This is a genomic window from Amycolatopsis sp. cmx-11-51, from assembly GCF_047608665.1.
GTDB lineage: Bacteria > Actinomycetota > Actinomycetes > Mycobacteriales > Pseudonocardiaceae > Amycolatopsis.
Genome location: NZ_JADNQO010000006.1, coordinates 20,377 through 46,999 on the forward strand (window position 1 = coordinate 20,377; position 26,623 = coordinate 46,999).

22 protein-coding genes, 1 tRNA gene and 3 pseudogenes are annotated in these 26,623 nt (G+C 64.8%); 19 read left to right on the forward strand and 7 right to left on the reverse strand.

Features of this window, described 5'->3' with window-relative positions:
* Positions 1–3 precede the first annotated feature (3 nt).
* From ACM6LU_RS21870 to ACM6LU_RS21890, 5 genes are all read left to right on the forward strand, one after another.
* Complete coding sequence (locus ACM6LU_RS21870; RefSeq protein WP_414939591.1) at positions 4–2,880, forward strand: helicase-related protein; 2,877 nt, start codon at positions 4–6, stop codon at positions 2,878–2,880.
* Entirely contained in the window at positions 2,877–3,563 is a 687-nt protein-coding gene (locus tag ACM6LU_RS21875) for a DUF4391 domain-containing protein (protein ID WP_414939592.1), read from the forward strand. Before ACM6LU_RS21870 ends, ACM6LU_RS21875 begins: the two co-directional genes overlap by 4 nt.
* An 8-nt stretch (positions 3,564–3,571) precedes the next feature.
* On the forward strand, positions 3,572–5,446 hold the full coding sequence (locus ACM6LU_RS21880) for a site-specific DNA-methyltransferase (RefSeq protein ID WP_414939593.1): 1,875 nt from the start codon (positions 3,572–3,574) through the stop codon (positions 5,444–5,446).
* Between the two features lie 5 nt (positions 5,447–5,451).
* Positions 5,452–8,532, forward strand: a complete 3,081-nt coding sequence (locus ACM6LU_RS21885) for a type III restriction-modification system endonuclease (RefSeq protein WP_414939594.1) — start codon at positions 5,452–5,454, stop codon at positions 8,530–8,532.
* 1,267 nt (positions 8,533–9,799) lie between these two features.
* Positions 9,800–10,285 (forward strand): restriction endonuclease, encoded by a 486-nt coding sequence (locus ACM6LU_RS21890; RefSeq protein WP_414939595.1) that lies wholly within the window; start codon positions 9,800–9,802, stop codon positions 10,283–10,285.
* Here the strand turns inward: ACM6LU_RS21890 and ACM6LU_RS21895 are convergent.
* A complete protein-coding gene (locus ACM6LU_RS21895) occupies positions 10,232–10,549 on the reverse strand; it encodes a hypothetical protein (protein WP_414939916.1) in 318 nt (105 codons plus the stop codon). The two genes, ACM6LU_RS21890 and ACM6LU_RS21895, sit on opposite strands and share 54 nt — an antisense overlap.
* Before the next feature lie 465 nt (positions 10,550–11,014).
* Positions 11,015–11,087: transfer RNA gene (locus ACM6LU_RS21900), tRNA-Arg, on the reverse strand.
* Between the two features lie 381 nt (positions 11,088–11,468).
* On the opposite strand from ACM6LU_RS21900, the gene ACM6LU_RS21905 reads away from it, so the two are divergent.
* The 5 genes from ACM6LU_RS21905 (at position 11,469) to lspA (ending at position 15,476) form a co-directional block, all read left to right on the forward strand.
* Entirely contained in the window at positions 11,469–12,122 is a 654-nt protein-coding gene (locus tag ACM6LU_RS21905) for a response regulator (protein ID WP_005155565.1), read from the forward strand.
* Complete coding sequence (locus ACM6LU_RS21910) at positions 12,122–12,736, forward strand: trimeric intracellular cation channel family protein (RefSeq protein WP_414939597.1); 615 nt, start codon at positions 12,122–12,124, stop codon at positions 12,734–12,736. Before ACM6LU_RS21905 ends, ACM6LU_RS21910 begins: the two co-directional genes overlap by 1 nt.
* Positions 12,737–12,821: 85 nt before the next feature.
* Positions 12,822–13,514 (forward strand): response regulator transcription factor, encoded by a 693-nt coding sequence (locus ACM6LU_RS21915; RefSeq protein ID WP_414939598.1) that lies wholly within the window; start codon positions 12,822–12,824, stop codon positions 13,512–13,514.
* On the forward strand, positions 13,511–14,935 hold the full coding sequence (locus ACM6LU_RS21920; RefSeq protein WP_414939599.1) for an ATP-binding protein: 1,425 nt from the start codon (positions 13,511–13,513) through the stop codon (positions 14,933–14,935). The genes ACM6LU_RS21915 and ACM6LU_RS21920 overlap by 4 nt, the downstream gene beginning before the upstream one ends.
* 22 nt (positions 14,936–14,957) lie before the next feature.
* Positions 14,958–15,476, forward strand: coding sequence for a signal peptidase II (gene lspA / locus ACM6LU_RS21925; RefSeq protein WP_414939600.1), 519 nt, complete (start codon positions 14,958–14,960; stop codon positions 15,474–15,476).
* A gap of 21 nt (positions 15,477–15,497) precedes the next feature.
* On the opposite strand, the pseudogene ACM6LU_RS21930 reads toward lspA, so the two are convergent.
* Positions 15,498–15,941: pseudogene (locus ACM6LU_RS21930) on the reverse strand (VOC family protein); the annotation flags it as partial.
* Here ACM6LU_RS21930 and ACM6LU_RS21935 point away from each other — a divergent pair.
* The 7 genes and pseudogenes from ACM6LU_RS21935 (at position 15,841) to ACM6LU_RS21965 (ending at position 22,984) form a co-directional block, all read left to right on the forward strand.
* Positions 15,841–16,641 (forward strand): DeoR/GlpR family DNA-binding transcription regulator, encoded by an 801-nt coding sequence (locus tag ACM6LU_RS21935; RefSeq protein WP_414939899.1) that lies wholly within the window; start codon positions 15,841–15,843, stop codon positions 16,639–16,641. The pseudogene ACM6LU_RS21930 and the gene ACM6LU_RS21935 overlap by 101 nt on opposite strands.
* On the forward strand, positions 16,638–17,720 hold the full coding sequence (gene galT / locus ACM6LU_RS21940) for a galactose-1-phosphate uridylyltransferase (protein ID WP_414939601.1): 1,083 nt from the start codon (positions 16,638–16,640) through the stop codon (positions 17,718–17,720). The genes ACM6LU_RS21935 and galT overlap by 4 nt, the downstream gene beginning before the upstream one ends.
* Positions 17,721–17,792: 72 nt before the next feature.
* The gene (locus tag ACM6LU_RS21945) at positions 17,793–19,229 is read left to right on the forward strand and encodes a S1C family serine protease (protein ID WP_414939602.1); all 1,437 of its coding nucleotides are present in this window, start codon (positions 17,793–17,795) and stop codon (positions 19,227–19,229) included.
* A gap of 354 nt (positions 19,230–19,583) precedes the next feature.
* Positions 19,584–19,987 (forward strand): annotated as a pseudogene (locus ACM6LU_RS21950) (hypothetical protein); the annotation flags it as partial.
* A 10-nt stretch (positions 19,988–19,997) separates the two neighbouring features.
* On the forward strand, positions 19,998–20,696 hold the full coding sequence (locus ACM6LU_RS21955) for a response regulator transcription factor (RefSeq protein WP_414939603.1): 699 nt from the start codon (positions 19,998–20,000) through the stop codon (positions 20,694–20,696).
* Positions 20,693–21,742, forward strand: a complete 1,050-nt coding sequence (locus tag ACM6LU_RS21960) for a sensor histidine kinase (protein ID WP_414939604.1) — start codon at positions 20,693–20,695, stop codon at positions 21,740–21,742. Before ACM6LU_RS21955 ends, ACM6LU_RS21960 begins: the two co-directional genes overlap by 4 nt.
* Before the next feature lie 54 nt (positions 21,743–21,796).
* Positions 21,797–22,984 carry a serine hydrolase domain-containing protein gene (locus ACM6LU_RS21965; protein ID WP_414939605.1) on the forward strand — a complete coding sequence of 396 codons (1,188 nt, stop codon included), beginning with the start codon at positions 21,797–21,799 and terminating at the stop codon, positions 22,982–22,984.
* A gap of 9 nt (positions 22,985–22,993) precedes the next feature.
* Here the strand turns inward: ACM6LU_RS21965 and ACM6LU_RS21970 are convergent, their stop codons facing one another.
* Both ACM6LU_RS21970 and ACM6LU_RS21975 read right to left on the reverse strand, forming a co-directional pair.
* Entirely contained in the window at positions 22,994–23,797 is an 804-nt protein-coding gene (locus tag ACM6LU_RS21970; RefSeq protein WP_414939606.1) for an MBL fold metallo-hydrolase, read from the reverse strand.
* Positions 23,798–23,933: 136 nt separating this feature from the next.
* A pseudogene (locus tag ACM6LU_RS21975) lies at positions 23,934–24,416 on the reverse strand (NAD-dependent epimerase/dehydratase family protein); the annotation flags it as partial.
* Between the two features lie 128 nt (positions 24,417–24,544).
* On the opposite strand from ACM6LU_RS21975, the gene ACM6LU_RS21980 reads away from it, so the two are divergent.
* Positions 24,545–25,045, forward strand: coding sequence for a MogA/MoaB family molybdenum cofactor biosynthesis protein (locus tag ACM6LU_RS21980; RefSeq protein WP_414939607.1), 501 nt, complete (start codon positions 24,545–24,547; stop codon positions 25,043–25,045).
* A gap of 161 nt (positions 25,046–25,206) precedes the next feature.
* Complete coding sequence (locus tag ACM6LU_RS21985; protein WP_414939608.1) at positions 25,207–25,395, forward strand: hypothetical protein; 189 nt, start codon at positions 25,207–25,209, stop codon at positions 25,393–25,395.
* 6 nt (positions 25,396–25,401) lie between these two features.
* Here the strand turns inward: ACM6LU_RS21985 and mscL are convergent, their stop codons facing one another.
* Positions 25,402–25,806, reverse strand: coding sequence for a large-conductance mechanosensitive channel protein MscL (gene mscL, locus ACM6LU_RS21990; protein ID WP_414939609.1), 405 nt, complete (start codon positions 25,804–25,806; stop codon positions 25,402–25,404).
* 91 nt (positions 25,807–25,897) lie between these two features.
* Positions 25,898–26,539, reverse strand: coding sequence for an SAF domain-containing protein (locus ACM6LU_RS21995; RefSeq protein ID WP_414939610.1), 642 nt, complete (start codon positions 26,537–26,539; stop codon positions 25,898–25,900).
* Positions 26,540–26,623: the final 84 nt, after the last annotated feature.

Here is a 26,623-nt window from a genome sequence, read left to right on the forward strand (position 1 = left end):
CCGATGCAACAGTTCGCTGTGGTTGACGACAAGGCGGTCTACGTGCCGCTCCAGGGGTTCACTACAGCGGATCTCGGCTATGAGCGTGGTAACGCGGTCTCGAACATGGTTCACCGGATCGACGACGCGCCGATGACCGCACAGTACATCCAGCTTTTCGACCAGATCTGGCATAACCCTGACCAGCTCGACGACGTCACCGAAGCGGTTTGTGACCACATTGCGAGCGTGTACGCGGAGAACTCGCCGGCCAAGATCTACTTCCTTATCCTCTACAACCTTTTCTCAGAATTCCTCGACGACATCAACGAAGACGTCTTGCCGAACGACCGCACCGGCTATCAAGAAACTCAAATCTGGCAGAGCCTTTACAACTTCCAGCGCGATGCCGCGACCGGGATCATCAACAAGCTGGAGACCTACAACGGCTGCATTCTCGCGGATAGTGTGGGCCTGGGCAAGACTTTCACGGCGTTAGCCGTCATCAAGTACTACGAACTTCGGAACAAGTCGGTGCTCGTCCTGGCGCCGAAGAAGCTCTCTGAGAACTGGACCAACTACAACGCGAACCTGACGACCAACATCTTCGCCGCCGATCGGTTCAATTACGACGTACTCGCACACACCGACTTGTCCCGCACGCGAGGCGAATCGTTGGGCCTGCGGCTCGATCGGGTGAACTGGGGCAACTACGACCTGGTCGTCATCGACGAGTCCCACAACTTTCGCAACGCGGACTACGCGGAGGAGAAGGAGTCGCGCTACCAGCGGCTGATGCGGCAGGTTATTCGTGAGGGGGTGAAGACCAAGGTCCTCATGCTCTCAGCGACTCCCGTAAACAATCGATTCAATGACCTGAAGAATCAGCTCCAGCTCGCTTACGAAGGTGAGTCGGAGAACCTGGCGCAGCACCTGAGAATCTCCACCACGGTCGAAAAGGTCTTCAGCGACGCCCAGCGTGTCTTCAACGACTGGTCTAGGCTCGTGCCCGAGGCTAGGACCACGGACCGGATCCTGCAGATGCTCGACTTCGATTTCTTCGAGCTGCTCGACGCGGTCACGATCGCCCGTTCGAGGAAACACATCCTGGCCTTCTATGACACCAGTGAAATCGGCGCGTTCCCCGAACGGCTCCCACCGGAGTCTATCCGCGCGCCCCTGGCCGATCTGCCGAATGTGCCGACTTTCAATGAGATCTTCGAGCAGCTCCAAGTGCTCACGCTCGCGGTCTACACCCCGCTGGCCTACGTGTTCCCGAGCCGTATCGGTAAGTACGAAGACCTGTACGACGTCAAGGGCGGAACCGCCCGGTCCAACCTCGGACAGCGCGGCCGCGAGCAAGGTCTTAAGAAACTCATGACGGTCAATCTGCTGAAGCGGCTCGAAAGCTCAGTCGAAGCATTTCGGCTGACACTGGCGAGGATCGAGGGTGCCGTCGACAAGACCCTCGGCCGCATCGATTCCCACACCGAGCCTCTCGCCGACGCGGACGCCGACTTCGCGGGCCTGGATGTCGACGACGAGGTCGACCTTGAGACACTTTTCTACGGCGAGAAGATCAAGATAGACCTCGACGACATCGACATCGAGTCATGGCGGCGCGACCTGTGGAACGATCGTGAGACCCTGCGTGAGCTGCTTGAGGAAATGAACAAGGTCACACCGGCTCGCGATGTGAAACTTCAAACTCTAAGGCGTCTCGTCGAAGACAAGGCGGCCGACCCCATCAACGACGGCAACCGGAAAGCGCTGATTTTCTCCGCATTCGCCGACACCGCTAACTATCTCTACCGGGAACTCGCGCCATTGCTGGCGGCGGGCGGTCTCCAGACCGCGCTCATCACCGGTGGGGGGCACTCCGCAAAGACGACCCTCGGAACCAGCTACGACTTCCAGCAAGTACTCACGTTGTTCTCGCCACGGTCGAAGCAGCGGCATTTGACCATGCCGAAAGAGACGGGTGAGCTGGACGTACTGATCGGCACCGACGTCATCAGCGAGGGGCAGAACCTCCAGGACTGCGACTACCTCGTCAACTACGACATCCATTGGAATCCGGTGCGGATCATCCAGCGCTTCGGTCGCATCGACCGCATCGGGTCGACCAATGGCCGCATCCAGCTGGTGAATTTCTGGCCGGATATCTCGCTCGACGAGTACATCAACTTAAAGGAACGTGTCGAAAGCCGTATGGTCATCGCCGACCTCGCCGGTGTGGGAGACGACAACATTCTCGACCCGGCCAGCGCCGACGCGGCCTACCGCAAAGAACAGCTGCGGAAGCTCCAGGACGAGGTCATCGAACTTGAAGACGTCCGGACCGGGGTCTCCATCACCGACCTTGGCCTCAACGACTTCCGAATGGACCTCCTCGGATACCTTAAGGAGTACGGGGACCTCGCCACCGCGCCGAAGGGTCTCCACGCCGTGGTGCCGGCGCAGCCGGAGAAGGGGCTGAAACCTGGCGCTCTGTTCGCGCTTCGCAACGTCGATGCGGCGGAGGCGAACAATCGGGGCAATCGCCTGCATCCGCATTACCTGGTATACCTCGCCGACGACGGCAAAGTGATCGCCGACCACACCGAGGTGAAGCATCTGCTGGATGTCGTCCGCGCGGGATGCCGCCCCTATGACGAGCCGGTCGTCGAGGCAACGCGTCTCTTCAACGCCGCCACGAGTGAGGGCGCGGAGATGGGAAAGTATTCCGAGCTGCTCACAGCGGCTATCCGGTCCATGATCGACGTGACCGAAGAGCGAGACCTCGACAGCCTCTTCACCGGCGGGCCCACGACAGCGCTCACTCAAGCGATCGGCGGCGTCGACGACTTCGAATTGATCGCCTTCATCGCGATCGTCGATCTTAATCAGGCACCTGCGTGACCGCGCCGCTCTACCGTTGGCCCGTCGGGGCGAAGTTCGGGCGTGTCGTGCCGAAGAACAAGTTCTACGAACACGCGCAGGTGACCGCGGGAGTCAAGAAAAAGTTCGTCGATCAGGTACTGCGGATCACGTGGGCCTACAAGCTCGCCGAGGCGACGATCAACCTGGCCGGAACGGACGAGGTCCCGGAGCTGCAGGTGTTCCAGGTCGATGCGAAGAATGACGACGTCGCTGATGTGGTGCTCGCCGCGATCGACAGGGCGGTGAAGACGCCTGTCATCTTCGAGTTAACCCGCAGCACCGCTGATTTCCGGCAGACCCGGATGGTCGCCGCTCATAAGGACCTCACTGCGGGTGTGCTCAGGGGCGGCTACTTCACTACTCCTTGGCAAGGATTCGACACGGAGCGTGAACCGCTTCCGGCGGCCATCAACCTCTCAACCTTGTACGCCGCCCTGGTGGGGACCCTGTTGCCCGTCGCGGCGCGCCCAGGTGAAGGACTGTCGGAGGTCACCGCCAGAATAGAGGCAGTGCGACAGCTCGAACGCGAGATCGGCGCCCTCGACCGGAGGATCCGCAACGAGCCGCAGTTCAACCGGAAGGTGGAGTTGCGTCGCGCCCTGAGGATCAAGCAAGGCTCGCTTGCCGAGCTGATGAGCCAAACGCCCGGCACGATGAACTGAGGAACACGGTGGAGAAGCTACGCATGACGTCGCCCGACCTGACAGCGGCGAGTATCGACAAGATCGCTGACCTGTTCCCCAGCGTAGTGACCGAGTCCGTTGATGAGGGCGGCAACCCGACTCGGGCCGTCGACTTCGACCTCCTGCGCCAGGAACTCTCGGATCATGTGGTCGAGGGCCCGCAGGAACGGTACCAGCTGGATTGGCCAGGCAAGAGGGCCGCCGCACTCGCGGCCAATGCCCCGATCCCAAAAACGCTGCGTCCCATCCGTGACGAGTCGGTCGATTTCGACACCACCCAAAACCTGTTCATCGAGGGCGACAATTTGGATGCGCTTAAGCTGCTTCAAGAGTCGTACCTGGGCAAAGTCAAATTGATCTACATCGACCCGCCATACAACACTGGCAATGATTTCATCTACGACGACGACTATTCGACGAATGCGGTCGAATTTGAACAACTGGCCGGCGAGCGAGATGAGGAAGGCCGCCGCCTCGTCGCGAACACCGAGGCCAATGGGCGATTCCATTCCGCTTGGCTGTCCATGATGTACCCGCGCCTTAAGCTCGCCCGTAATCTATTGCGAGAAGATGGCGTCGTCTTCATTTCCATCGACGATCATGAAGTCGACAGTCTGCGGAAAATGTGTGCGGAAATCTTCGGCGGACAGAACTTCGTTGCCCAGATAATTTGGCAAAAGGTCTACGCGCCGAAGAACTCCGCACTGTGGTTCTCGGAGGATCATGACTACATTCTTGTATTTGCACGGGACAAGCGTAGCTGGATACCTCGTAGGCTGCCGCGCACCCCAGAGATGGAAGCGCGTTACAAGAATTCCGACAACGACAGTCGTGGGCCTTGGAAAGCTGAAAACATGACGGCTCGCAACCCTTACGATGCCGGCATCTATCCGATCACCACTCCAAGTGGACGGGTGATCGCGGGTCCGCCCCGAGGGACATATTGGCGAATCTCGGAGACAAAACTCAAGGAGTTGGATGCGGACAACCGCATTTGGTGGGGTCCCGACGGGGATAACACGCCTGCGGTAAAGCGATTCTTGACCGAGGTGTCGAGTGGTCGCACGCCGCAGACGTTGTGGACTTACAAGGAGGTGGGCCATACGCAAGATGCAAAGAAGACTCTGCTCAAGTATGTGCCCTTTGAGTACACCGAGAACGTCCTTAATTCTGTCAAGCCGGTGGAATTGCTCCAGCGAATCCTGCAGCTGGCCACGGATCCCGATGGTGACGATATCGTGTTGGACTTCTTCAGCGGCAGTGGCACGACGGCACATGCTGTGCTGAAGCAGAACGCTGAGGATGGTGGACGTCGCAAGTTCATTGCTGTTCAGGTTCGTGAGCCAATTCCTAAACCGGAACCGACGTTCGCTTCTATCCTTGGAATGAGCCTCACTCGTATACAGAATTTGGTGGAGGAACTCCGCGCCCAGTCCGACCTGGTAAGGCAACCAGACCTCGGCTATCGATTGCTTCGCGTCGACACCACCAATATGGCGGATGTTCTGCGCACTCCTGACGAGACGGATCAGCAAGAACTCGGATTTTTGGAGGACAGCGTGAAACCTAATCGTTCGGGGGAGGACTTGCTGTTTCAGGTTCTGCTTGATTGGGGATTGGAACTCACGAGGCCGATCGGTGTTGAGGAAATTGACGGCCAGGAGGTTTACGTCGCCGAAGACGGTGACCTGATCGCCTGCTTTGAGCCAGCAGTGCAGCAAGAACTGGTGCGTGCTATCGCCGAACGCCAGCCACTTCGAGCGGTGTTCCGTGACTCGGGCTTCTCTTCTGACGACGACCGGATCAATGCCGAGCAGATTTTCAAGGAACTCTCGCCCGCGACCGACGTGAAGGCGATTTAACGAGAATGAAGCTTCAGTTCAAGGTCCAGCAATACCAGACCGAGGCCGTCGATGCTGTCGTCGAGTGCTTCGATGGTCAGCCGAAGCATGACGGGGTCTCCTATCGGATAGATCCGGGGAAGCCGAAGCCAGCCGCTACGCCCGCGCTGTTCGAGACAAACGCGACCCCGGACTCCGGGCTGAAAAATGCGGAAATCACGCTCGGCTCGAAGCGGCTTCTTGATAACCTCCATCGCGTGCAGCGTTCCCGCAACTTGCCACTCTCGGTCGAGATCAAAGATAGCAAAGCCGCCCCTGGTGCGCCGAATCTCGATGTCGAAATGGAGACCGGTACCGGCAAGACCTATGTCTACATCAAGACGATCATGGAGCTGAATAAACGGTATGGCTGGTCGAAGTTCATCATCGTCGTGCCATCTGTGGCTATTCGCGAAGGTGTCAAGAAATCCTTTGACGTGACGGCTGAGCATTTCCAGCAGGCATACGGAATGAAGCCCCGATCGTTCATCTACAACTCTGCTCGGCTCCACGAGGTTGAGCGGTTCAGCTCTGATGCCGGTGTGCAGGTGATGGTCATCAATATCCAGGCCTTCAATGCCGCTGGCAAAGATCAACGGCGTATCTATGAAGAGTTGGATGACTTCCAGTCTCGTCGGCCGATCGACGTCATCAAGGCAAACCGGCCGATTGTGATCATCGATGAGCCGCAGAAGATCGGTGCGGGTAAGTCGCTTAGGGCGCTAGCCGAGTTCGATGCACTGATGGTACTTCGCTATTCGGCCACGCACAAACGGGAACACACCAGAGTGCACCGCCTGGATGCCCTCGACGCTTACAAGCAGCATCTCGTGAAAAAGATCACGGTCAGAGGAATCACTGTGAAGGGTCTCGCGGGTTCCACCGCGTACCTTTACCTCGACGCGATCGAGCTTAAAAGCGGGCATCCGCCCACTGCCCGGATCGAGTTGGAAGTCCAGACCAAGGCGGGACCGATCAAGCGTCAGGTCAAGCGTGTTACCAGGGGCAGTCGGTTACACGACCTCGCCGGCGGAATTGAGGCATACAAGGATCTCGTTGTCACCGATGTCAGCGCCGTCGACGACACACTCACACTCAGCAGTGGTGACGTCGTCGTCGCCGGACAACTCGCTGACCGCGATGTCACGGAGGAAACTAAGCGTCGCATTCAGATCCGCGAGGTCATCCGAGCTCACCTTGATAAGGAGCGTGAACTGTTCGCTCGGGGAGTCAAGGTGCTTTCACTGTTCTTCATCGATGAGGTCGCCAAGTATCGCGATTACAGCCGCGAAGACACCCGGGGCGACTATGCCCGTGTTTTCGAGACCGAGTATACGGCGATCGTCGAGGAAATCCTCGGTGAGCTTGAACTGGATGCCGCAACGGCGGCGTACCAGGCCTATCTTCGCCGGGACAACGTCGGCACGGTACACGAGGGGTATTTCTCTATCGACAAGAAGACCAAGCGTCAGGTCGATTCCACGGTGGCGAAGCGTGGCGAGGACGCCGGCCAATCAGCGGATGTCGATGCCTACGACTTGATCCTGAAAGACAAGGAACGCCTGCTTTCGGTCGCCGAGCCGGTCCGGTTCCTTTTCTCCCACTCTGCCCTGCGCGAGGGTTGGGACAACCCGAACGTGTTCGTGATGGGCATGCTTAAGAAGAGTGACAACAATGTTTCCCGGCGCCAGGAAATCGGCCGCGGGCTTCGTCTGGCTGTTGACCAGCACGGCGAGCGGATGGACGACCCTGCTACTGTCCATGACATCAACGAGTTGACCGTCGTCACCGATGAGGCCTACACCGACTTCGTCGATGGCTTGCAGCAGGAGTTGGTCGCCTCCCTGGAAGCACGCCCTCGTAAAGCGAGCGTTGAGTTCTTTGTCGGCAAGACGATACAAACCGAGTCGGGTGAGGTCCTCGTAACGGAGGCGGCTGCCAGGGCGCTGTACAAGTATCTCGTCAAGTATGACTTCCTCAACGAGGACGACACCCTGTCCGACGTCTACAAGGAAGCCAAGACCACTGGTTTGTTTCCCGAACCGGCCTCTGAGCTGCTCAAACAGATCATTGACTTCGTCTGGCCGCTAGTCGACGAGCTCCACATTGAGCTCCCGCCACTGATCAATCACCGCAAGTCAAAGCCGATTCCCCTTAATGAGGCTAATTTCGCGAAAAAAGAGTTTCAGGAATTGTGGGGTAGAATCAACCATAAGGCGGTCTATCGGGTCGAATTCGATTCGATAGAATTAGTTTCGAAGTGCGTGCGAGCACTGGACATGCACCTAAATGTCGCGGCCACGCAATATGTTGTCCAGTCAGGTAGGCAACGCGACTCGCTTGAATTCGAGGACCTCAGTGACGGCAAGGGTTTCACTGTCACCAGCACGTCCACGCACACCGAGACGGCCTCGGCGGGCTCACGGGTGAAATATGATTTGCTGGGTGAGGTCGCGGAGAAGACTCAGCTAACCCGCCGGACGGCCGCGGCGATCCTCGGTGGCGTGACACCGGTGACGTTCACGAAGTTCAGAAGGAATCCTGAACAGTTCATCACCGAGACAATTCGGCTCATCAACGAGCAGAAGGCCACTGTGATCGTCGAGCACCTGGCCTACGACACGCTCGAAGACCGCTTTGATACTGCGATCTTCACGGAGAACCAGACCAAGCAAGACCTCACTCGTGTTGGCGGCAAGCTCGCCAGGCACATCTATGACTATATCGTCACGGACTCCGACCTTGAAAGCGCCTTCGTCAACGAGTTGGACAAGAGCAACGAAGTAGCGGTGTACGCGAAACTTCCGAGGGGGTTCTTCATTCCCACTCCCATGGGCAACTACAACCCGGATTGGGCCATTGCCTTCAAGGAGGGCAGTGTCAAGCACGTCTACTTCGTCGCAGAGACAAAAGGTTCGTTATCAACGCTCCAGTTAAAAGGAATCGAAAATGGCAAGATCGAGTGTGCGCGCAAATTCTTCGCTTCTCTCAACAAGAAGAATGATCGAGACGTCAAGTACGACGTCGTCACCGACTATGTCGAACTAATGCAGTTGGTTGCGGGGTAACAGAGGGACGTCTGAGATCATAAGTTGATTGTCGGCGGCAGCCATTGAGCTAACTGTGGGCGGTCGACGGTCGCATCGACATGCCATAGCTGGTGTTCGGGATCCCACCTTAGCTTTGGCCCCGTGCGTGGCTTCGTCTCTCCTGTACAGGTACCTTCAGATGCAGCCAAGCTCTCGTCGGCACCAGTGACCGTGTCGATGACCACGACGGACCGCTGGCTCCCCCTGGAATTTGTGAACGGAGACGATCGGTGGGGTGTTCACCGTCCGCACCAGTGTTGGCCTTTCGGCTCGGCAGTATGGTGTCGTACTGGAGTTCCGGATGCACTCGTGGGACGCGGCTTCGTGTAACGAATTGGTCTTGTGCGCGCCGTAGTGGTCGCGGGTGTGCGGTACCCGCCGAGTCGAGGTGTCGACAAGCATGAGTGACCCCGTTAACTGGAGGTAGCTTAATCCGGCGCGCGGCAGGTGGGCCGACCTGACGCTGCTGTCCACAGTTGTACACGGGTCTGGTTTGGTGACGTCCTGCTTCCGATGGTGAATGCGGTTTTGGGCTCGGCGGTCATGGGTTGACTAAGAACCCGGTACGCTGCTCACATTCTTTCCGGCCGGGTGTCGATGGCCGATCGGTGTGATGAGGGCTTGGATGGCGCGGTCCGGTAAGGCCGGAGAACGCGAACAGTGGGCCTTGACTAATGGATACAGCGGTGGCGGATTCAGTGACGTTAAGAATTTTACCGGTGCGAACACGCGTGAGCTGGTCCTCGCTGCGTTCACACGGGCGCAGCTCCATCGAAAGATGGCGCCATACGGACGTCGCTAGCCGACTTTGGTCGTTCGTGGAGTCATGGCAAAGAGTGACCTCATCGTCATGTCCTTGAAGACGGCTATAGCTAGCGATCGGACGCGTGGCGGGCGAGTATCGCTACTCGATGGTCCTGGTCCCGAACGTCGCCATGTTCGCCCGGTCGAGTGGATCGTCACGGAATTGCCAGGAACTGCGGTGAGCATGACTGCTCTACCCTAGGTGCCTTTCGGCCATCTACAATGTCTCGCGCAATGACGGAGCCCGGCGCCTTGCTGAGCTGCTGAAGGCCAAACGAGATCCGGGCATGGAGGTCGCTCCAGTGTCGAAATCAGAGAAGCGAAGGTGGGAAGACGGGCCGCCGCTGGTGATGAGGACGAGTCTATTGTGTAAATCGAAAACGAGCAGTATACCCGTGTTTAGATTCAGGCAAGGATCGGTGACGTATTCACCAGTTATGTCTTGACTGCGCTCGTCGCCGCGATTCTTCACGCAAAGGAATTCACCTGTGACGTGGCACCGCCTGGACCGGACGGCGGGATTGACATCCTTGCGGGGACGGGAGCGTTGGGGCTGGATACGCCGGGCTCGTCGTCTCGGTCAAAGTCCGAAACCACTTACATGGGCCGCCCGGTCGTGCAACAGCTGCACGGCGCGTTTCCGGGCAGAAAGCCGACCAAGGCTTGCTTGTCGCGTGGGGTGGTCTCACTAGACCTGTCGCGACGAGTTGAACGCAAATCGGTTAGTGCTCAAGCTTTGGAATGCCGACGACGTGTTGGCTCACGTCTTCCGGTATTACGAGCAACCGCCCGCTGGTATTTAGGCGGATATCTCATGCTCGCGGTGAGTTCCTGGCGACAGATCTGTGCCACGGGCGCGAAGTTGCGGTCATGTTTAGGAGCGGATCGTTTGGAGCGCTTCACCATTTTCGGTGATAAACCAGAATGACCACCCGTTGCGGTTGGGGTGGACGTTCGGATTGTATGCCTGCACGACCCCGATGGCTGCACCGCTCGGGCTCTTGTATGAGTGGCCGCGAAGTACGCCGCTCGTGATCTCAACCCGCTTCGTAGCTTGGTGATAGATCGCTTCGACGTGGTTGCCCTCGTAGTCCGCGTAGATCGGGACGCCGTTGTCAGGTTGTTGCGTGCTGGCAGTAGCTGACTTGTCTGGTTCGTCCAACTTGACGAAGTCGTCGAGTAGGCGCCGCACGACCTCCCCCTCGGAGATTCGCCAAGCACGAGCTAGGAGTAGTACCCGCTCGTGGTCGCTGTCGGCTAGCTGAACAGTCCTCAAAGTCTCCTCAATTCAATAGACTGAGAAGATAGTAGTCGATTCGGTGGTGGATGCAAGGAAGGTGGGACTATGGCCAAGCCGAACCCCGTGCAAGCGACTCAATCGTCGTTGTCAGTCGTAGTTGCGGTGCTTGTTGGATTGCTTGCTGGGGGAGCCGTGGCCGTCGCGGTCTTGAGCGGCGATGCCCAAGTTCTGAAGGCGGTTGGAGGAGGTGGGGTTGCGTTCGTCGGAGCCACCACGCTCGTGCTTTGAGTCTTTAAGGCCCTCAAGGGGCAGTAGTGAGACAAACTTTCTTTGACAACGTCGATGCGGAACGTCCATTGCGGTGGATTCATGCCCAGATACGGTTTGATGGTTGGCACTCGCGATCATTCACTGAGGTGCCCCCGGCAGGATTCGAACCTGCGACACCCGCTTTAGGAGAGCGGTGCTCTATCCCCTGAGCTACGAGGGCATGTACTGCCAAGCACAGCCTACCGGGTGGTCGCCTCCTGCTGGGTAGGGAGGTGCCCGTCACGCGCGGGCCGGGGCAGAGAGGGCATGCGGCCGGCGAGGTGAACCGCGGGGATGCCCCGAACGGCGGTTGCGCCGCAGCAGCCAGAGGAGCATGGCGCGCAACCCAGCCACTGGCCATCTAGTGACACTCGACCTGCGGATCCGCCCAGAACCACCCACACTCGACCCAGCAAACCAGGGTCTGAATCGAAAGCTAGATCGACACAGATGACCCGTACGGGTCACTCGTACGTGTCTGGTTTCGAAACCCTGAACAACAGTAGGTAATCTTCGTTAACGGGACGCGAGACGCCGCTCCCCCGGCTGCCGGAGGGCTTCGTTGATCAAGCTCATGTTCGCCGACGACGAGGAACTGGTCCGTTCGGGCCTGCGTGCCATGATGTCCGGCGCCGCCGACATCGAGATCGTGGGCGAGGCGAGCGACGGGAGATCAGCGGTCGAGGTCGCCCGGCGGTACCACCCTGATGTCGCCCTGCTCGACATCAAGATGCGGGCTCCTGACGACGGCATTCGCGCGCTCAGGGCCATTCTCGCGTTGCCGGATCCGCCGACCGTGGCCATGTTGACCACGTTCGACATCGACGACTACGTCAGTCTGGCGCTCCGGCTCGGGGCCAACGGCTTCCTGCTGAAGGACATCGACCCGGCGGCGCTGCTGCGTGCCGTGCGGGACCTCGCCAGGGGTGGCGCGGTGCTGGACCCGGGGGTCGCGGCGCGCATGGTGCAGTCGCATCGGGACGAGCAGCGGGCCGCGCAGCCGGCGCGCAAGTTGCTCGCGTCGCTGTCCGAGCGGGAGCGTGAGGTCGTCGGGCTGATCGGGCAGGGGTTGTCCAACGCGGAGATCGGCGGACGTCTTCACCTGTCCGAGGCCACGGTCAAGGGTTACGTCTCGGCTGTCCTGTCCAAGATCGGTGCGGCGAACCGGGTGCAGGCCGCGCTGCTGGCCTACCGCGGTGGCCTTCTCGACCAGTAATGATCCTCACCGCGCTCGAGTTCCTCGGCTTGATCGCGTTCGCGGCTTCGGGCGCGCTCGCGGCGGTGCGGTCCAGGTTGGACGTCTTCGGGGTGGTCGTCGTCGGGCTCACCACGGCGCTCGGCGGCGGGATCATCCGTGACGTCCTGCTCGGGATCACCCCGCCCACGACGCTGCGGACCTGGCCTTACCTCGCGGTCTGTGGCGGGACGGCGCTGGTCGTATTCGTGTTCCATCCGCAGATCGCGAAGCTGCGGCGTGGCGTCCTCCTCGCCGACGCGCTCGGGCTCGGGGTGTTCGCGACGGCGGGTACCACTATCGCGTTGAACGCGGGCGCCACTCCCTACGCGGCGTGCTTGATCGGGATGACGACGGGTATCGGTGGCGGCGCGGTGCGTGATCTTCTGCTCCGCGAAATCCCGCTCGTGCTGCGGAAGGAGATCTACGCGGTCGCGGCGCTCGCGGGGGCCGTGCTCGTCGTGATCGGTCACGCTCTGCGACTGCCGCCGGGGCCGGTGACGGCCGTATCAGCCGCCGCGGTGGTCGGGGTCCGGATGCTCGCTTTGTGGCGTAGATGGAACGCACCTGTTGCGAAGGGTCCCGAGACCGGCTGAAACGCCTTGTGGACCGCTCGATTTCCTTTGTTTGTTCTGTGTGTGTTCTTAGGCGAGTCTCAGCACTCTGCGTAAGACTGTCGTCATGCGCATCCTCGTGGTGGACGACGACAGGGCCGTCCGTGAATCACTCAGGCGATCCCTTGAGTTCAACGGCTACCAGGTGGAACTGGCCGGGGACGGCGCGCAGGCCCTGGAAGCGATCATCGCCAACAGGCCCGACGCGATGGTCCTCGACGTGATGATGCCGCGGCTCGACGGCCTGGAGGTCGCCCGACGGCTGCGAAGCACCGGTGACGACCTGCCGATTCTCGTCCTCACGGCGCGGGACACCGTGTCCGATCGTGTGTCCGGTCTCGACGCCGGCGCCGATGACTACCTCCCGAAGCCCTTCGCGCTCGAAGAGCTTCTTGCTCGTCTTCGCGCGCTGCTGCGCCGCGCCATCCCGGATCCGCAGGCGGGGCAGAACGCCGAGATCCTGTCGTTCGCGGACCTCACCTTGGACCCTGGCACGCGGGAGGTGCGCCGGGCCGGGCGGGAGATCAGTCTCACGAGGACCGAATTCGCGCTGCTGGAGCTGTTCCTCTCCTACCCGAAACACGTCCTGACCCGCAGCCGGATCCTGGAGGAAGTATGGGGATACGACTTCCCGACGTCGGGCAACGCGCTGGAGGTCTACGTCGGCTATTTGCGCAGAAAGACCGAGGCTGGGAGCGAAGCGAGACTGATCCACACGGTCAGGGGAGTGGGCTACGTGCTGAGGGAAACCCCGCCGTGACCGACCCGGTCCAGGTCGTCGGCGTGGCCGAAAAGGATCCGCGCGGCGACCGCTGGAGCACGCGGCGCTTCTCGCTCCGAGGCCGGGTGACACTACTCGCGGCCGCTTCGGTGGCGGGCGCGGTGGCGCTCGTGTCCCTCGGCGCGTACCTCGTCGTGCGCGACAACCTCTACCAGCAGGTGGACGACAACCTGCTCGCCCGCGCACAGGCCGCGGTCGACTCGCCGCAGGTGCAGACCGAACTGCAGCAGGTGCCCGGCGCCTTCCTTGCCAGCGCGGACCTGCAGATCGGCCAGCTGACGGTCGGGGAGAAGATCCGGCTGACCTATCCGCAGTCCGGGAGCCGCCCGCCGTACGGCGAGGACGAGATCGCGGTCGCCACCGGCGACAAGGGGTTCTCCCTGCGCACCGACCCGAAGACCGACAGCCGCGTCGTCGCCCTCCCGCAGAGCGCGGGGCAGGCGATGGTGCTCGCCCAGTCGCTGGGCCCGACCAAACGCACCCTGAACGAGCTTTCGGTGGTCCTGTTCCTGATCGGCGGCGCCGGGATCCTGGTCGCCGCGGCGGCGGGAACGGCCGTCGCGAGAGCGGGACTGAGGCCGGTCGACAGGCTGACGTCGGCGGCGGAACGCGTCGCCACCACGGGTGACCTGCGGCCGATCCCGGTCAGCGGCGACGACGAACTCGCCCGCCTCACCCAGAGTTTCAACACGATGCTCGGCACGGTCGCCGAATCGCAGGAGCGGCAACGGCAGCTCGTCGCCGACGCCGGTCACGAGCTGAGAACCCCGCTGACCTCGCTGCGCACGAACCTCGAACTCCTCCTGTCCGCGAGCAGGCCGGGTGCGCGCACGCTGTCCGACGAGGACCGCAGCGACATCGAGGCCGACATCCGCGGCCAGCTCGACGAGCTGACCCAGCTGATCGGCGACCTCGTCGAACTCGCGCGGCAGGACGAGCCGCGGATCGAGCACGAACGCGTCGAGATGGCCGACGTCGTCGAGCGCGCGCTCGACAGGGCACGCCGCCGCGCGGGCGAGATCGAGTTCGACGTCACGCTCCAGCCGTGGGTGCTCACCGGCGACTCCAGCGCGCTGGAGCGCGCGGTACTGAACCTCTTGGACAACGCGGTGAAGTTCTCGCCCGAAGGTTCGACGGTCGGGGTCCGGCTGTACCCGGTCGGCGACGGCACCGCCGTGCTCGAAGTCGAGGACGCCGGGCCGGGGATCGCCGACGAGGACCTGCCGAAGGTGTTCGACCGCTTCTACCGCTCTTCCGAAGCGCGGACGCTGCCCGGTTCGGGGCTCGGCCTCGCCATCGTCCAGCACGCGGCGCAGCGGCACGGCGGCGACGTCTACGCGGGACGCGCTTCCGGTGGCGGCGCGCTGATGACCCTGCGGCTTCCGGGAGCCCCTGCTTGAGGGGTGATTACTCTGACGGGTGATGAGCACCGAGAACGCGCCTGAGATGCCGCCCCGTCGTCTGCTCTGGACACTGCTGGTGGCCGTGGTGCTGCTGGCGGCCGACCAGCTGACCAAATGGTGGGCCGTCGACGCCCTGACCGGCCGGGAGCCGGTCCCGGTGATCGGCGACTTCATCCGCTTCCGGCTGCTCTACAACCCGGGTGCGGCGTTCTCCCTCGGCGCCGGCTCGACCTGGATCTTCGCGATCCTGGCCGCGGTCGCGGTGGTCGCGCTGCTGTGGATCTCGCGCAAGGTCCGCTCGGCGGGCTGGGCGATCTCGCTCGGGCTGTTGCTCGGCGGCGCGACGACGCACCTGGGCGACCGCTTGTTCCGTGACCCCGGCTTCGCGCGCGGTCACGTCGTCGACTTCATCGACTACCACGGCTGGTTCGTCGGGAACGTCGCCGACATCGCGCTGTTCTTCGGCGCGGTCTCTCTTTTCGTGCTGAGTTTCCGCGGCGTCCCGATCGACGGCATCAAGCAGGCGGACGCGGAGTAAAGCGTCGAGCCGTTCGACATCGTCGCCTGTCAGATCCAGGTGCACGTGGTTCTCGATGACCTTCGACTCCGGAACCAGATTGAAGAAGAGTCGCGGACCCGAAGCTGCTTCGACGAGTACCGAAGGATCGTCTTCGGGGCCGCTGAACCCCAGAGAACGAAGTCGCTCACGCTCCTCTTCGTCGTAGGGCGCCACTTCGTAGCCGTCGAGCGCGGCCGCCCAGAAGCGGGCCAGCGAGGCCGGGTGGCGGCAGTCGAAGACGACGTCGCGAAGCGTGGCCATGGCCTCATGCTGGCAGCCCGTTCGGCTCGTCGCGCCATGTTTGATCGTGTAGGATTTTGTGTAGTTGATCCAGGGAGGCTTCGTGCTCGCGCGGCAACGACAGGCGGTGATCCTCGAAGAGGCGCGCCGGACCGGGGCGGTCCGGGTCAGCGACCTCGTCACGAGGCTCGGCGTCTCCGACATGACGGTGCGCCGAGACCTCGACGTGCTCGCCGGCCGAGGGCTTGTCGAGAAGGTCTACGGCGGCGCCACCTCCATCGTCGGCAAGAGCACCGACGAGCCGGGCTTCGAGGCCAAATCCGTGCGTCAGCGCGCTCAAAAAGAGGCCATCGCCGCCGTCGCGGCCGGACTGGTCCGGCCGGGTACCGCGATCGGCATCTCCGCGGGCACCACCACGTGGACGCTGGCCAGGGCGCTCGACGAGATCGCCGGCCTGACGATCGTCACGAACTCCATCCAGGTCGCCGACGTGCTGCGCGGCGCCAACCAGCCGGATCGCACGGTGGTCCTCACCGGTGGCGTCCGCACCCCGTCGGACGCGCTGGTCGGGCCGGTCGCCGTGCAGAGCCTGCGTTCGCTGCACCTGGACGTCGTTTTCCTGGGGGTGCACGGGATGGCCGACGGCCCCGGGTTCACCACGCCGAACCTCACCGAATCCGAGACCGACCGGGCGCTGGTCGAAGCGGGTCGCAAGCTGGTCGTGCTGGCCGACCACACCAAGTGGGGCATCGTCGGCATCTCCACCATCGCCGGGCTCGAAGAGGCCGACGTCGTCGTCTCGGACGACGGTTTGTCCGACAACGCAAGGGAAACGCTCACCGAGCAGGCAGGTGCGCTGATGATCGCCGAAACGGCGGAGACGGCTGAGGCTGAAGAAGCGTGAAGCGCACGGTAAGGCACCTGGCCGACGGCCGGGAGATCATCTATTTCGACTCGCCCGGCGCACCCGAGCGCACCGCCGAGGACACCCGTGACCTGCCTCAGGTCGCGGCGGCGTCGGAGATCCGGCGTGATCCGCTGACCGGCGAGTGGGTGGCGATGGCCGCCCACCGGCAGACGCGGACCTACAAGCCGCCCGCCGACCTGTGCCCGCTGTGTCCCACCAAACCCGGGAAGCCCAGCGAGATCCCGGAGCAGGACTACGACGTCGTGGTATTCGAGAACCGCTTCCCTTCCTTCGCGCGCAACGTCGTCGGCGGATCGTCCACAGTGGATGACGCGGGGCTGGTGCCGGTCGCGCCGGGCGTCGGCCGCTGTGAGGTCGTCTGTTTCACCAGCGACCACGACGGTTCTTTCGCCGGGCTGACGGCCAAGCAGGTCCGCGCGGTCGTCGACGCCTGGGCCGACCGCACCGCCGAACTGTCCGCGATGGACGGTGTCGAGCAGGTCTTCCCGTTCGAGAACCGCGGTGAAGAGATCGGCGTGACACTGCATCACCCGCACGGCCAGATCTACGCCTACCCGTTCGTCACGCCGAAGACCGAGCGGATGCTGGCCCTCGCCCGCGCCTACGAGGCCGAACACGGCCGTCCGGTGATGGGTGACGTCCTGGCCGCCGAGCGGGAATCCGGGGCGAGGGTCGTGGTCGCGGGCGAGCACTGGACGGCTTTCGTGCCGCCCGCCGCCCGCTGGCCGGTGCAGGTCCAGATCGTGCCGCACCGCCAGGTGCCGGACATCCCCGCGCTCTCGGACGCCGAACGTGACGAGTTCTCCGACATCTACCTCGAAGTCCTTCGCCGCTGTGACGGGCTCTACGACCGGCCCCTGCCCTACATCGCGGCCTGGAACCAGGCGCCCGCCCAACGCGATCGCGAGCTCGGCTGGCTGTATCTGGAGGTGTTCTCGGTCCTGCGGTCCGAGGACAAGCTGAAGTACCTGGCGGGGTCGGAGTCCGGGATGGCCGTGTGGATCAACGACGCCACCCCCGAGCAGATCGCGGAAAGGCTGCGCGCCACCCGCTGAGGAGGCCATACTCATGTGCGATGCACAGCTTTGGCTCAGGAACTTCTCAGGACCATCCCGCAAGGTAGAGACATGACCGAGAACGACTCCAGCGCCCAGAACGCCGAGCAGGCGCGGCCCGCCGGCGCTCAGCCGGACGCGGAGCAGAGCGCGAGCTGGGCCGCACAGCCTGCCCCGCGGCAGCCTGACGCGACCGGCCTCGGCGGCCATGCCACCCCGCACAGCGGTACACAGCAGGCCTATACCTCCGATCAGCAGTACAACCCGTGGTCACCCCAGGCCCAGACGCAGACCCAGCAGCCACCCGCTCAGGAGCAGCCGGCGCCGGATCCGTACACCCAGGGGCACCAGATCCCTGGCCAGCAGACGCCGTACACCCAGCCGGGCCCGTCGGTGTACGCGGTCCCGCAGCAGCGGCAGGCCTCGAAGTCCACTTCGGGCAAGCTGCTCGCCGGTGTCGCGGCCATCGCGCTGGTCGTCGGCGGGGTCGCGGGCGGCACGGTCGGTTTCCTGACCGCGGATTCCACCGGTGGCGGCTCCGTGAACGCGCTCGACGCGCCGAAGCCCGCCCAGCAGACGGGCAACCTGCCCGCCGGTTCGGTCGAGTCGGTGGCGCAGAAGCTCTCGCCGAGCGTCGTCGAGCTGCAGGTGTCCGGCCGTTCCGGTGCGGGCGAAGGGTCCGGCTTCGTGCTGAGCACCGACGGCTACGTACTCACCAACAACCACGTCGTCGAGGTCGCCGCCACTGGCGGGCAGATCCAGGCGGTTTTCCAGGACGGCAAGAAGGGTACGGCGACCGTCGTCGGCCGCGACCCCACGACGGACATCGCCGTGGTGAAGGTCAGCGGCGTCAGCGGGCTGACCCCGGTGGAACTGGGCCGGTCCGACGACCTGCGGGTCGGGCAGCCGGTGGTCGCCATCGGTTCGCCGTTCGAACTGGCTGGCACGGTCACCTCCGGCATCGTCAGCGCGCTGAACCGGCCGGTGAGCGCCGGTGGCGGCGGCGACCAGACCACGGTGATGTCGGCGGTGCAGACCGACGCGGCGATCAACCCCGGCAACTCGGGCGGACCGCTCGCGAACATGGCGGGCCAGGTCATCGGCATCAACTCGGCGATCTACAGCCCGAAGTCCAGCCAGGGCCAGGGCGGCGAGAGCGGCGGCAACGTCGGCATCGGCTTCGCGATCCCGATCGACCAGGCACGCCGCACGGCCGACGACATCATCAACACCGGTCAGGCGACGCAGACGTTCATCGGCGCGCGAGTGCAGACAGCGCCGACAGGCGGAGCGCAGCTCGGTGAGATTTCGCCGGGCAGCCCCGCCGAGAAGGCGGGCCTCAAATCCGGCGACGTCGTGACGAAGCTGGACGACCGGTCGATCCCCGACGCGGACGCGCTCGTCGCCGAGATCCGCACCAGGGCGCCGAACGACAAGGTCAAGTTCACCCTCAGCGGTGACAAGGTGGTCGAGGTGACCCTCGGCGGCCAGCCCGTCACCCCGAATTAGTCCTTCCAGACGCTCGGCCGCAGTGCGCGGCCGAGACCAAACCCCGGCTCGAACCCCCAGCGGGCCGGAACCAGAGGTCACGCGCGACCGGCTGCCAATCCCGGTCGCGCGTGGCCCTTTTATGCGGGGTAGCTACCCCGCTCTCGTTAGGCCCCCACGACCAGACACGCCACCTTTGCCTTACCCCTCGATAACGTGCTTTTCGGAGAAGCGCGGCCAGGACTACGCCGAGCCAGACGACGGCGAGGGTGAGCAGCAGGCCGGTCAGCGTGTCGGCGTCGTGCAGGACCGGGTTCGTGGCGCCGCCGAAGGGCCGCCATAGCAACGGGAACGCGAGGAATGTCAGCACTCCGGTGGTGGCTCGACGGGTATCACCTGGTCGTCGAGCGCTACTACCGGGGGATCGCGACGCTGCGCCCGTACTCCTACCAGGTGTGGGCGGATATCGCGGCGGTGCTGATCGCGGCCGGTCCGGCGGTGATCGCCGGGACGAGGCGGCCGGGGCGGCGTTCCTCGCTGAAGCACAGAGGTCGTTCCGTGACCCGGTCACGGTCATCGTGCCGGCCGCGGTGCTGACGATCGTGTTCGCCGACCTGCCCGGCCTGTCGAACGCGGAGGTCGAACGCATCTGGTTACCGTTCGAGGTGTGGCTGCTGCCCGCGGTGGCGCCGCTGCCGTCACTCCGGCGGCGGTGGTGGCTCGCCGCGTCGGCGGCCACGGCGCTGATGGTGAACCATCTGATGCTGACGAGCTGGTGAGGTGGGTTCGATGACAGAGCAGGGCCGTGTGCTCGTGGTCGACGACGACGAGACCGTCCGTGACGTAGTCCGGCGGTACCTGGAGGTCGCGGGTTTCGACGTCGACGTCGCCGGGGACGGCACGGAGGGGCTGCGCCTGTTCTCCGCGACCGGCCCTGACCTCGTGGTCCTCGACGTCATGATGCCAGGGCTCAACGGGCTCGAGGTGTGCCGTCGGCTGCGGCAGGTGAGCCAGGTGCCGGTCGTGATGCTGACCGCGCTCGGCGAGGAGGAGAACCGGATCGCCGGGCTCCAGCTCGGCGCCGACGACTATGTCACGAAACCCTTCAGCCCCAAGGAACTCGCGTTGCGGGTGGCGTCGGTGCTGCGGCGCGCGCGGATGCCTCGGCCGGAACCGGCGGCGCGTCAGCTCACCGACGGGGATCTTTCGCTGCAGATGACCGCGCGGCAGGCGACCCTCCGTGGCACCGAACTTCCCCTGACCAGCCGCGAATTCGACCTGCTCGCGTTCTTCCTCGCCCACCCCGGCGTGGCGTTCTCACGCGCCGATCTGCTGGAGAAGGTCTGGGGCTGGGACTTCGGCGACCAGTCCACCGTGACCGTCCACGTGAGACGGTTGCGGGAGAAGATCGAGCGGGAACCGGCGAAACCCGTCCGCGTCGCCACCGTCTGGGGCGTCGGCTACCGGTACGACCCGGTGCGACCGTGATCGGCTCCGGTGAGTCGTTCGGCGAGATGCTGGCGCACGCCTGGCACATCCTGCCGTTCGCGCTGCTGTTCGCGCTGCCGGTGGTGCTGCTCGGCGTCCTGGCGTTGTACCTGCTCAGACGGGGTTCGCTCGCCAGCACGATGACGATCCTCGTGCTGATCCCGGTGCTCGCGACGCTGACCGCGGTGCTCGGGATCAGCGGGTTCATGTTCACCCCCGCGCTGACCACGATGACGCTGGTCTGCCTGCTGGTCGCGCTGGTGACCGTGCCGCCCGCCCTCGCGCTCGGCCGCGCGATCGCCCGCCGCAGTGTGTGGGAGCGGGAGGCGCGGGACCGTGAGCGCGCGGCCGAGGCGTCGCGGCGCGAACTGGTCGCGTGGATCAGCCACGACCTGCGAAGCCCCCTGTCCGGGATCCAGGCGATGGCCGAGGCGGTCGCGGACGGTGTCGTCGCGGAGCCGATCGAGGTCACCGACTACGCGCGGCGGATCAGCGGCGAGACCACCCGGCTGTCCGGCATGGTCGGCGACCTGTTCGAACTGTCGAGGATCACCGCGGGCGCGCTCCGGCTGACCATGGCCTCCGTGCCGCTGCGCGACGTCGTGAGCGACGCCGTCGCCGCGCAGGCGCCGCTCGCCGGGCGGAAGCGGGTGCGGATGATCGAGTACGCCGACGTGTGGCCGGTCGTCTCCGGCAGCGACCCCGAGCTGGCGCGGATCGTGCGCAACCTGGTGTCCAACGCCGTCCGGCACACCCCGCCGGACGGGACGGTCGCGGTCCAGATCGGCATCGAAGGCGGCGAGGCGCTGCTGGCCGTCGACGACGGCTGCGGCGGGATCCCCGACGACGAGATCGGGCGCGTCTTCGACGTCGCGTTCCGCGGGACGCGGGCGCGGACACCCGAGCGTGGCGGCCTGGCGAGCGGCGGCGGACTCGGGCTGGCGATCGCGAAGGGGCTCGTGGAGGCCCATCGCGGCCGGATCGGTGTCCGCAACCATGGCCGGGGATGCCGCTTCGAGGTCCGCCTGCCGCTCGCCATGCCGTGACCTGTGTCAGTGCCGTGTCACCGTGGTGTCAGCGCCGACGGCGATCGTCGCCGCATGACGAATTCAGGGAGCACAGCCAAGAAGGACAGGGGCCGGGTCTTCCGGCGGGTGGGAGCCACGGCGGTCGCGGCGGCGCTGCTGGCCGGAGTGACCATGCCAGGGGTGGCCACGGCCGCCATGGGACAGGATCGCCCCGACCTGCGGGCGATGGTCCAGGAGATCGCCGACTCCGGATTCGCCGGGGCGCAGCTGCGGGTGCATGACCAGCGGGGTGACTGGACCGGCAGCGCCGGGGTGCGCAAGCTGGGCGAGACCGCGAAACCGCCGACGAACGGGCGGTTCCGGATCGGCAGCAACACCAAGACCTTCGTGTCCACCCTCGTGCTGCAACTGGTCGGGGAAGGCGAGGTCGGCCTGGACGCACCGGTGGCCGGTTACCTTCCCGAGTTCGGCCTTGACCGGCGGATCACCGTGCGGATGCTGTTGCAGCACACCAGCGGACTGCTCGACTACACCGGCGCGCTGCGGCCCGACGGAACGGTGGTGCCGGGAATCCCCCTGCAGGGCAAGGAGTTCCTCAACAACCGATACCACAATTACCAGCCGGAGGAGCTGGTGCGGTTCGGCCTGTCCAAGGCGCCGCTGTTCGAACCGGGAACGGACTGGAACTACACGAACATCAACTACGTGCTCGCCGGGCTGCTGATCGAGAAGGTCACCGGCAAGCACTACGGCGACGAACTCCGAAAGCGGATCCTGCGGCCGCTCGGCCTGCGGGACACCGTGGTGCCGGGCACGTGGCCCGGGATCCCCGGGCCGCACGCCCACGGCTACTACCGGTACGAGGAGGCCGGGAAGTGGAAGACGGTCGACATCACCACCCAGAACCCGTCCTGGGCGTCCAGCGCCGGTGAGCTGATCTCGACCACCAAGGACCTCCACAAGTTCTTCTCCGCGCTGCTGGGCGGAAAGCTGCTGCCCGCCCCGTTGCTCGCCGAGATGCGCGAACCGCACCCCACGGGCGGCTACGGGCTCGGGCTGTACGTCCAGGAGGCGAGCTGCGGCACCGTCCTCAAGGGCATGGGCGGTTTCCACGGCTTCGGGACGATCATGGCCAGCACACCCGATGGCAGCAGGACTTTCGAGCTGTCCATGACCTACGGGGACTCCGCGGCCGACCTCGGCCAGGCTTACAACAACGCGGACCGCGTGCTCACCGACAAGGTGCTCTGCGGCAAGTAGACCGGGGGATCAGAGACGCAGGAACCCCAGGTCCGGGAAGTGGGCGGGTGCGATGATCGCGCCCGTCTCTTCGGCTTCGGCGAGGAACCGCTGCCGGGTGCGAAGCGCCAGGTCCGGGTCGACGTCGCTGAGGAAGCTGACCCGCGTGTCCGTCAGCTGCGCGGGCGTGTGCAGGACGTCGCCCAGCAGCAGTAGGCGCTCGTCGTCCGCGGTGATGTCGAGGACGTAGTGACCCGGTGTGTGGCCGGGGGCGTGCCGCGCCACGACGCCGGGCGCGATCGGGACGTCGTCGCCGGTGATCGCCTCGGTCAGACCGGCGCCGCGAGCGGTCTCCATGCCGACGCGGCCCCATTCGCCCGCCCCGGCGGGCTCGATCAGGGCCTCCCAGTCGAGTCGTCCGAAGACGACCTGAGCGCTGGGGAAGGTCAGCTCGCCTTCGGGGGCGATCCAGCCGGTGTGGTCGTTGTGCAGGTGGGTGAGGAAGACGGTGTCGATCTCGCCGACCGGGCAGCCGGCCTTGTCCAGCGCGGCCGCGAGGTCGCCGCCGGTGCCCATCGGCGGGGTGGGATCGCCCTTGGCGGGCGTCATCCCCTTGGGGAAGGCGAACTCGCGCGGGCCGAGGCCGGTGTCGACGAGGATCGTGCGGCCGCCGCCGCGGATCAGGTACGCGCCGGTCGGGACGTGCACGGTGCCGTCCTCGTCGAGGACGTCCGGGTGGGCTTCGGGGTCGAGACCGGGGAAGAACGCGAGCGGCAGCCTGATCAGGCCGTCCCCGAGCGCCTCGATCTCGATGTCTCCGACGGTGATGCCCACTCGAACCCCCAAATAAAGTCGCTTCCGTTGCCGGGAACGACAACCGGCCGGTGGCGCGGTCTGTTCCCGGTTTCAGGAACCGACTGGTTCCCGCAGTTCAGCGGTGGCGAAACCGGCGATGCCTTCGGCGAAACCGGTCTCGGCGGTGAAGCCGAGCAGCCGTCCGGCACGGGCAGGGTCGGCAAGTGGGCTCGAAGCGTCCGGCGTCCACATCGGACTGTTTCCGCGGCGACGGCGGCACGATCCCGTGAATGGTGCATTCGTAGCGGCCTTCGCCGTAGACGACCATCGACGAGGCGAGCACCAGTTTCCGGACTCCGGCCCGGTGCATCGCCGCGAGCAGCACGGCGGTCCCGTAGTCGTTGTTCAGCGCGTACGACGGCCGCCTGATGGCAGACCGCGTCGACGCCGTCCAGCAGCTCGGCGACCAGCTCCGCGTCGGTGACGTCGCGACGCGAGAACCGGTGACGGCCGGTGTAGCCGGGCGGACGAGAGGAGCCGTGGGCGGTCCGCAAGCAGGTTGTTGTCGAGGACGACCACTTCGTCGCCCTGATCGGACAGCAGATCGGCGGTTGGGGGAGCCGATGAACCCGGCCCCGCCGGTTACCACTGTTCGCACCTTCCCGACGCTAGGGGCGATCTTCGACGGCGGCCCTGGATCCGCCGCTCACGTCAGGGAATCATCACAACTCGTGGCCCGTGACACCGCGGCGGCGAAGATCAGCCGAAACCGGATACGGTGTGCGTATGGAACGGAGCGCACAACGGCTGGGCCGCGCACTGGTGGTCATCGTGGACGACCGTGTCGCCCATGGCGAACACGAGGACAACACGGGACCGCTGGTCACGGAGCTGCTCGAAGAAGCGGGCTTCATCGTCGACGGTGTCGTGGTGGTCGAGGCCGAGACGGCCGCGATCCGCAACGCGCTCAACACCGCGGTGATCGGCGGCGCCGACCTGGTGATCACAGTCGGCGGCACCGGGGTCTCCCCGCGCGACAGCACCCCCGACGCGACGGCCGGTGTGCTCGACCGCCCGATTCCGGGCATCGGCGAGGCACTGCGCGCGTCCGGTCTGGCCGCCGGAGCGGTGGACGCCGGTATCTCCCGCGGGCTCGTCGGCGTCTCCGGCAGCACGCTGGTGGTCAACCTCGCGGGTTCGCGCGCGGCCGTCCGCGACGGCATGGCGACGCTCTCGTCGCTGGTGCCGTACGTGATCGACGAGCTTTCCGGGCTCGAAGAGGCCTAGTTTTCGGGGGCGGGTCCTGGCTCAGTCCCGGGCTCGCCCTTTTGTCGTGGTGCAACACCCCTTCCACCTTCTCGGCCTGCCCCTTCGCCTTGTCGACAATGTTCAAGCGCTGATGGTCCCACCGGTCAGTGGACTCCACGACCGGTGCGAAAATGGACGTCATGCCAGGTGAAGACGAGGACGAGCGCCCTTCCGCGGCGGGATCCTGCACAGAGAGACAGCGCCGGGTCGATGAGATCTTCGGCGATGTCCTGCCCGACACGACCTCCGACGAGCGAGAGCCGGGGCAGCGCACCCCGGACTCCGACTCGTGGTATCTGGAGAACCGGCCGCCTCACCACGACCGGTGAACCGGCTCAGCCCTGGCGGTTCTGCTGCGCGCGCAGCAGGTCGCGGATCTCGGTGAGCAGCTCGACGTCGGTCGGCTCCGACGGGCCCGCCTCCTCGCCGCGCTTGCGCCGCTCCTGGAGGTGCTTGACCGGCAGCACGATCACGAAGTAGACGACCGCGGCCACCAGCACGAAGTTGATCGCCGCGTTGATCACGCCGCCGAAGTCGAGGAACGTGGCGTCGTTCGCGCTGAGGACGTTGAAACCGAGCCCCTTGGCGGCGTCCGACCCGCCGATCGTGTTGATCAACGGCTTGACCAGGCCGGTCGTGAACGCCGTGACAATCGACGTGAACGCGGCGCCGATGACCACCGCGACCGCGAGGTCGACGACGTTCCCGCGCATCAGGAAGTCCTTGAAACCCTTGAGCAAGACGCTCTCTCCTCTTCAGCTGGGACGGTTGGCCGACCGTCCCTTTCTTCCATACCGGGGGACGCGGGCGCCCGCCGCCGGCGGGCGCGAGCTAGCGGAGGGTAACCGTTATGGACCGTTCCAGCGAGGTGGCCGCCACTCGTGTCGCGGTCGCGGAGGGCAAGGAGAGCAGCACCAAAGGTCCCTTGCTCCCGGCGCCGGAGGCTTTCGGCCCGCCGGTGCCCTGGTCGCCGACGGCCGCCACGACGGCCATACCGGCCAGCACAGACGCCTCCCGCCCGTGCTCGGCGGCCGCGACGACGTCGACCCGCTGACCCGGCCTGAGTAACTCCGCGACACCGGCGTCGGCGAGCCTCACCGGGACAGTCGAACTTTCCGGATCACCCGTTCCGGGGATGGCCGCGCTCAGCAGGCGGACGTCGGTCAGCGGTTCGTTCACCCGCGCCGCTCCGACGAGCATCCGCCCCTCGACCGAGGCCGCCCGACCGGTGGCACCCTGTGGACGGACGTCCTCGGGGAGATCGACGAGTTTGAGGTCCTCGGCGCGCAGCAGTGTCCCCGCCGGGAGGTCACGGGCGGAGACCACGGTCGCGGCGCCGGGCGTGCCGCGCGCGGAGGCCGGAAGGAAGAGCGCGACCAGGCCGCTGAGCAGCAGGGACAGGGCGAGCCAGCGGCGGAGCAGCCGTGCGGGCCTGCCTCGAAGTCTTCGCAGGGCGGGCAGATCTTGGAACACGGGATTCCCCTCGTCGATCGGTGATGATCTCGACGCTAGGGGGCGGTGCCGGGGCCGGAAAGAACGAAAACCCCCGGCTGTGGA

Bases quoted from the DNA above. Each gene is read 5' to 3' on its own strand.
- ACM6LU_RS21870 (WP_414939591.1), top strand. From the start codon at position 4: ATGCAACAGTTCGCTGTGGTTGACGACAAGGCGGTCTACGTGCCGCTC.
- ACM6LU_RS21885 (WP_414939594.1), top strand. From the start codon at position 5,452: ATGAAGCTTCAGTTCAAGGTCCAGCAATACCAGACCGAGGCCGTCGAT.
- ACM6LU_RS21910 (WP_414939597.1), top strand. From the start codon at position 12,122: ATGATCCTCACCGCGCTCGAGTTCCTCGGCTTGATCGCGTTCGCGGCT.
- ACM6LU_RS21915 (WP_414939598.1), top strand. From the start codon at position 12,822: ATGCGCATCCTCGTGGTGGACGACGACAGGGCCGTCCGTGAATCACTC.
- lspA (WP_414939600.1), top strand. From the start codon at position 14,958: ATGAGCACCGAGAACGCGCCTGAGATGCCGCCCCGTCGTCTGCTCTGG.
- ACM6LU_RS21945 (WP_414939602.1), top strand. From the start codon at position 17,793: ATGACCGAGAACGACTCCAGCGCCCAGAACGCCGAGCAGGCGCGGCCC.
- ACM6LU_RS21955 (WP_414939603.1), top strand. From the start codon at position 19,998: ATGACAGAGCAGGGCCGTGTGCTCGTGGTCGACGACGACGAGACCGTC.
- ACM6LU_RS21965 (WP_414939605.1), top strand. From the start codon at position 21,797: ATGACGAATTCAGGGAGCACAGCCAAGAAGGACAGGGGCCGGGTCTTC.
- ACM6LU_RS21980 (WP_414939607.1), top strand. From the start codon at position 24,545: ATGGAACGGAGCGCACAACGGCTGGGCCGCGCACTGGTGGTCATCGTG.
- ACM6LU_RS21985 (WP_414939608.1), top strand. From the start codon at position 25,207: ATGCCAGGTGAAGACGAGGACGAGCGCCCTTCCGCGGCGGGATCCTGC.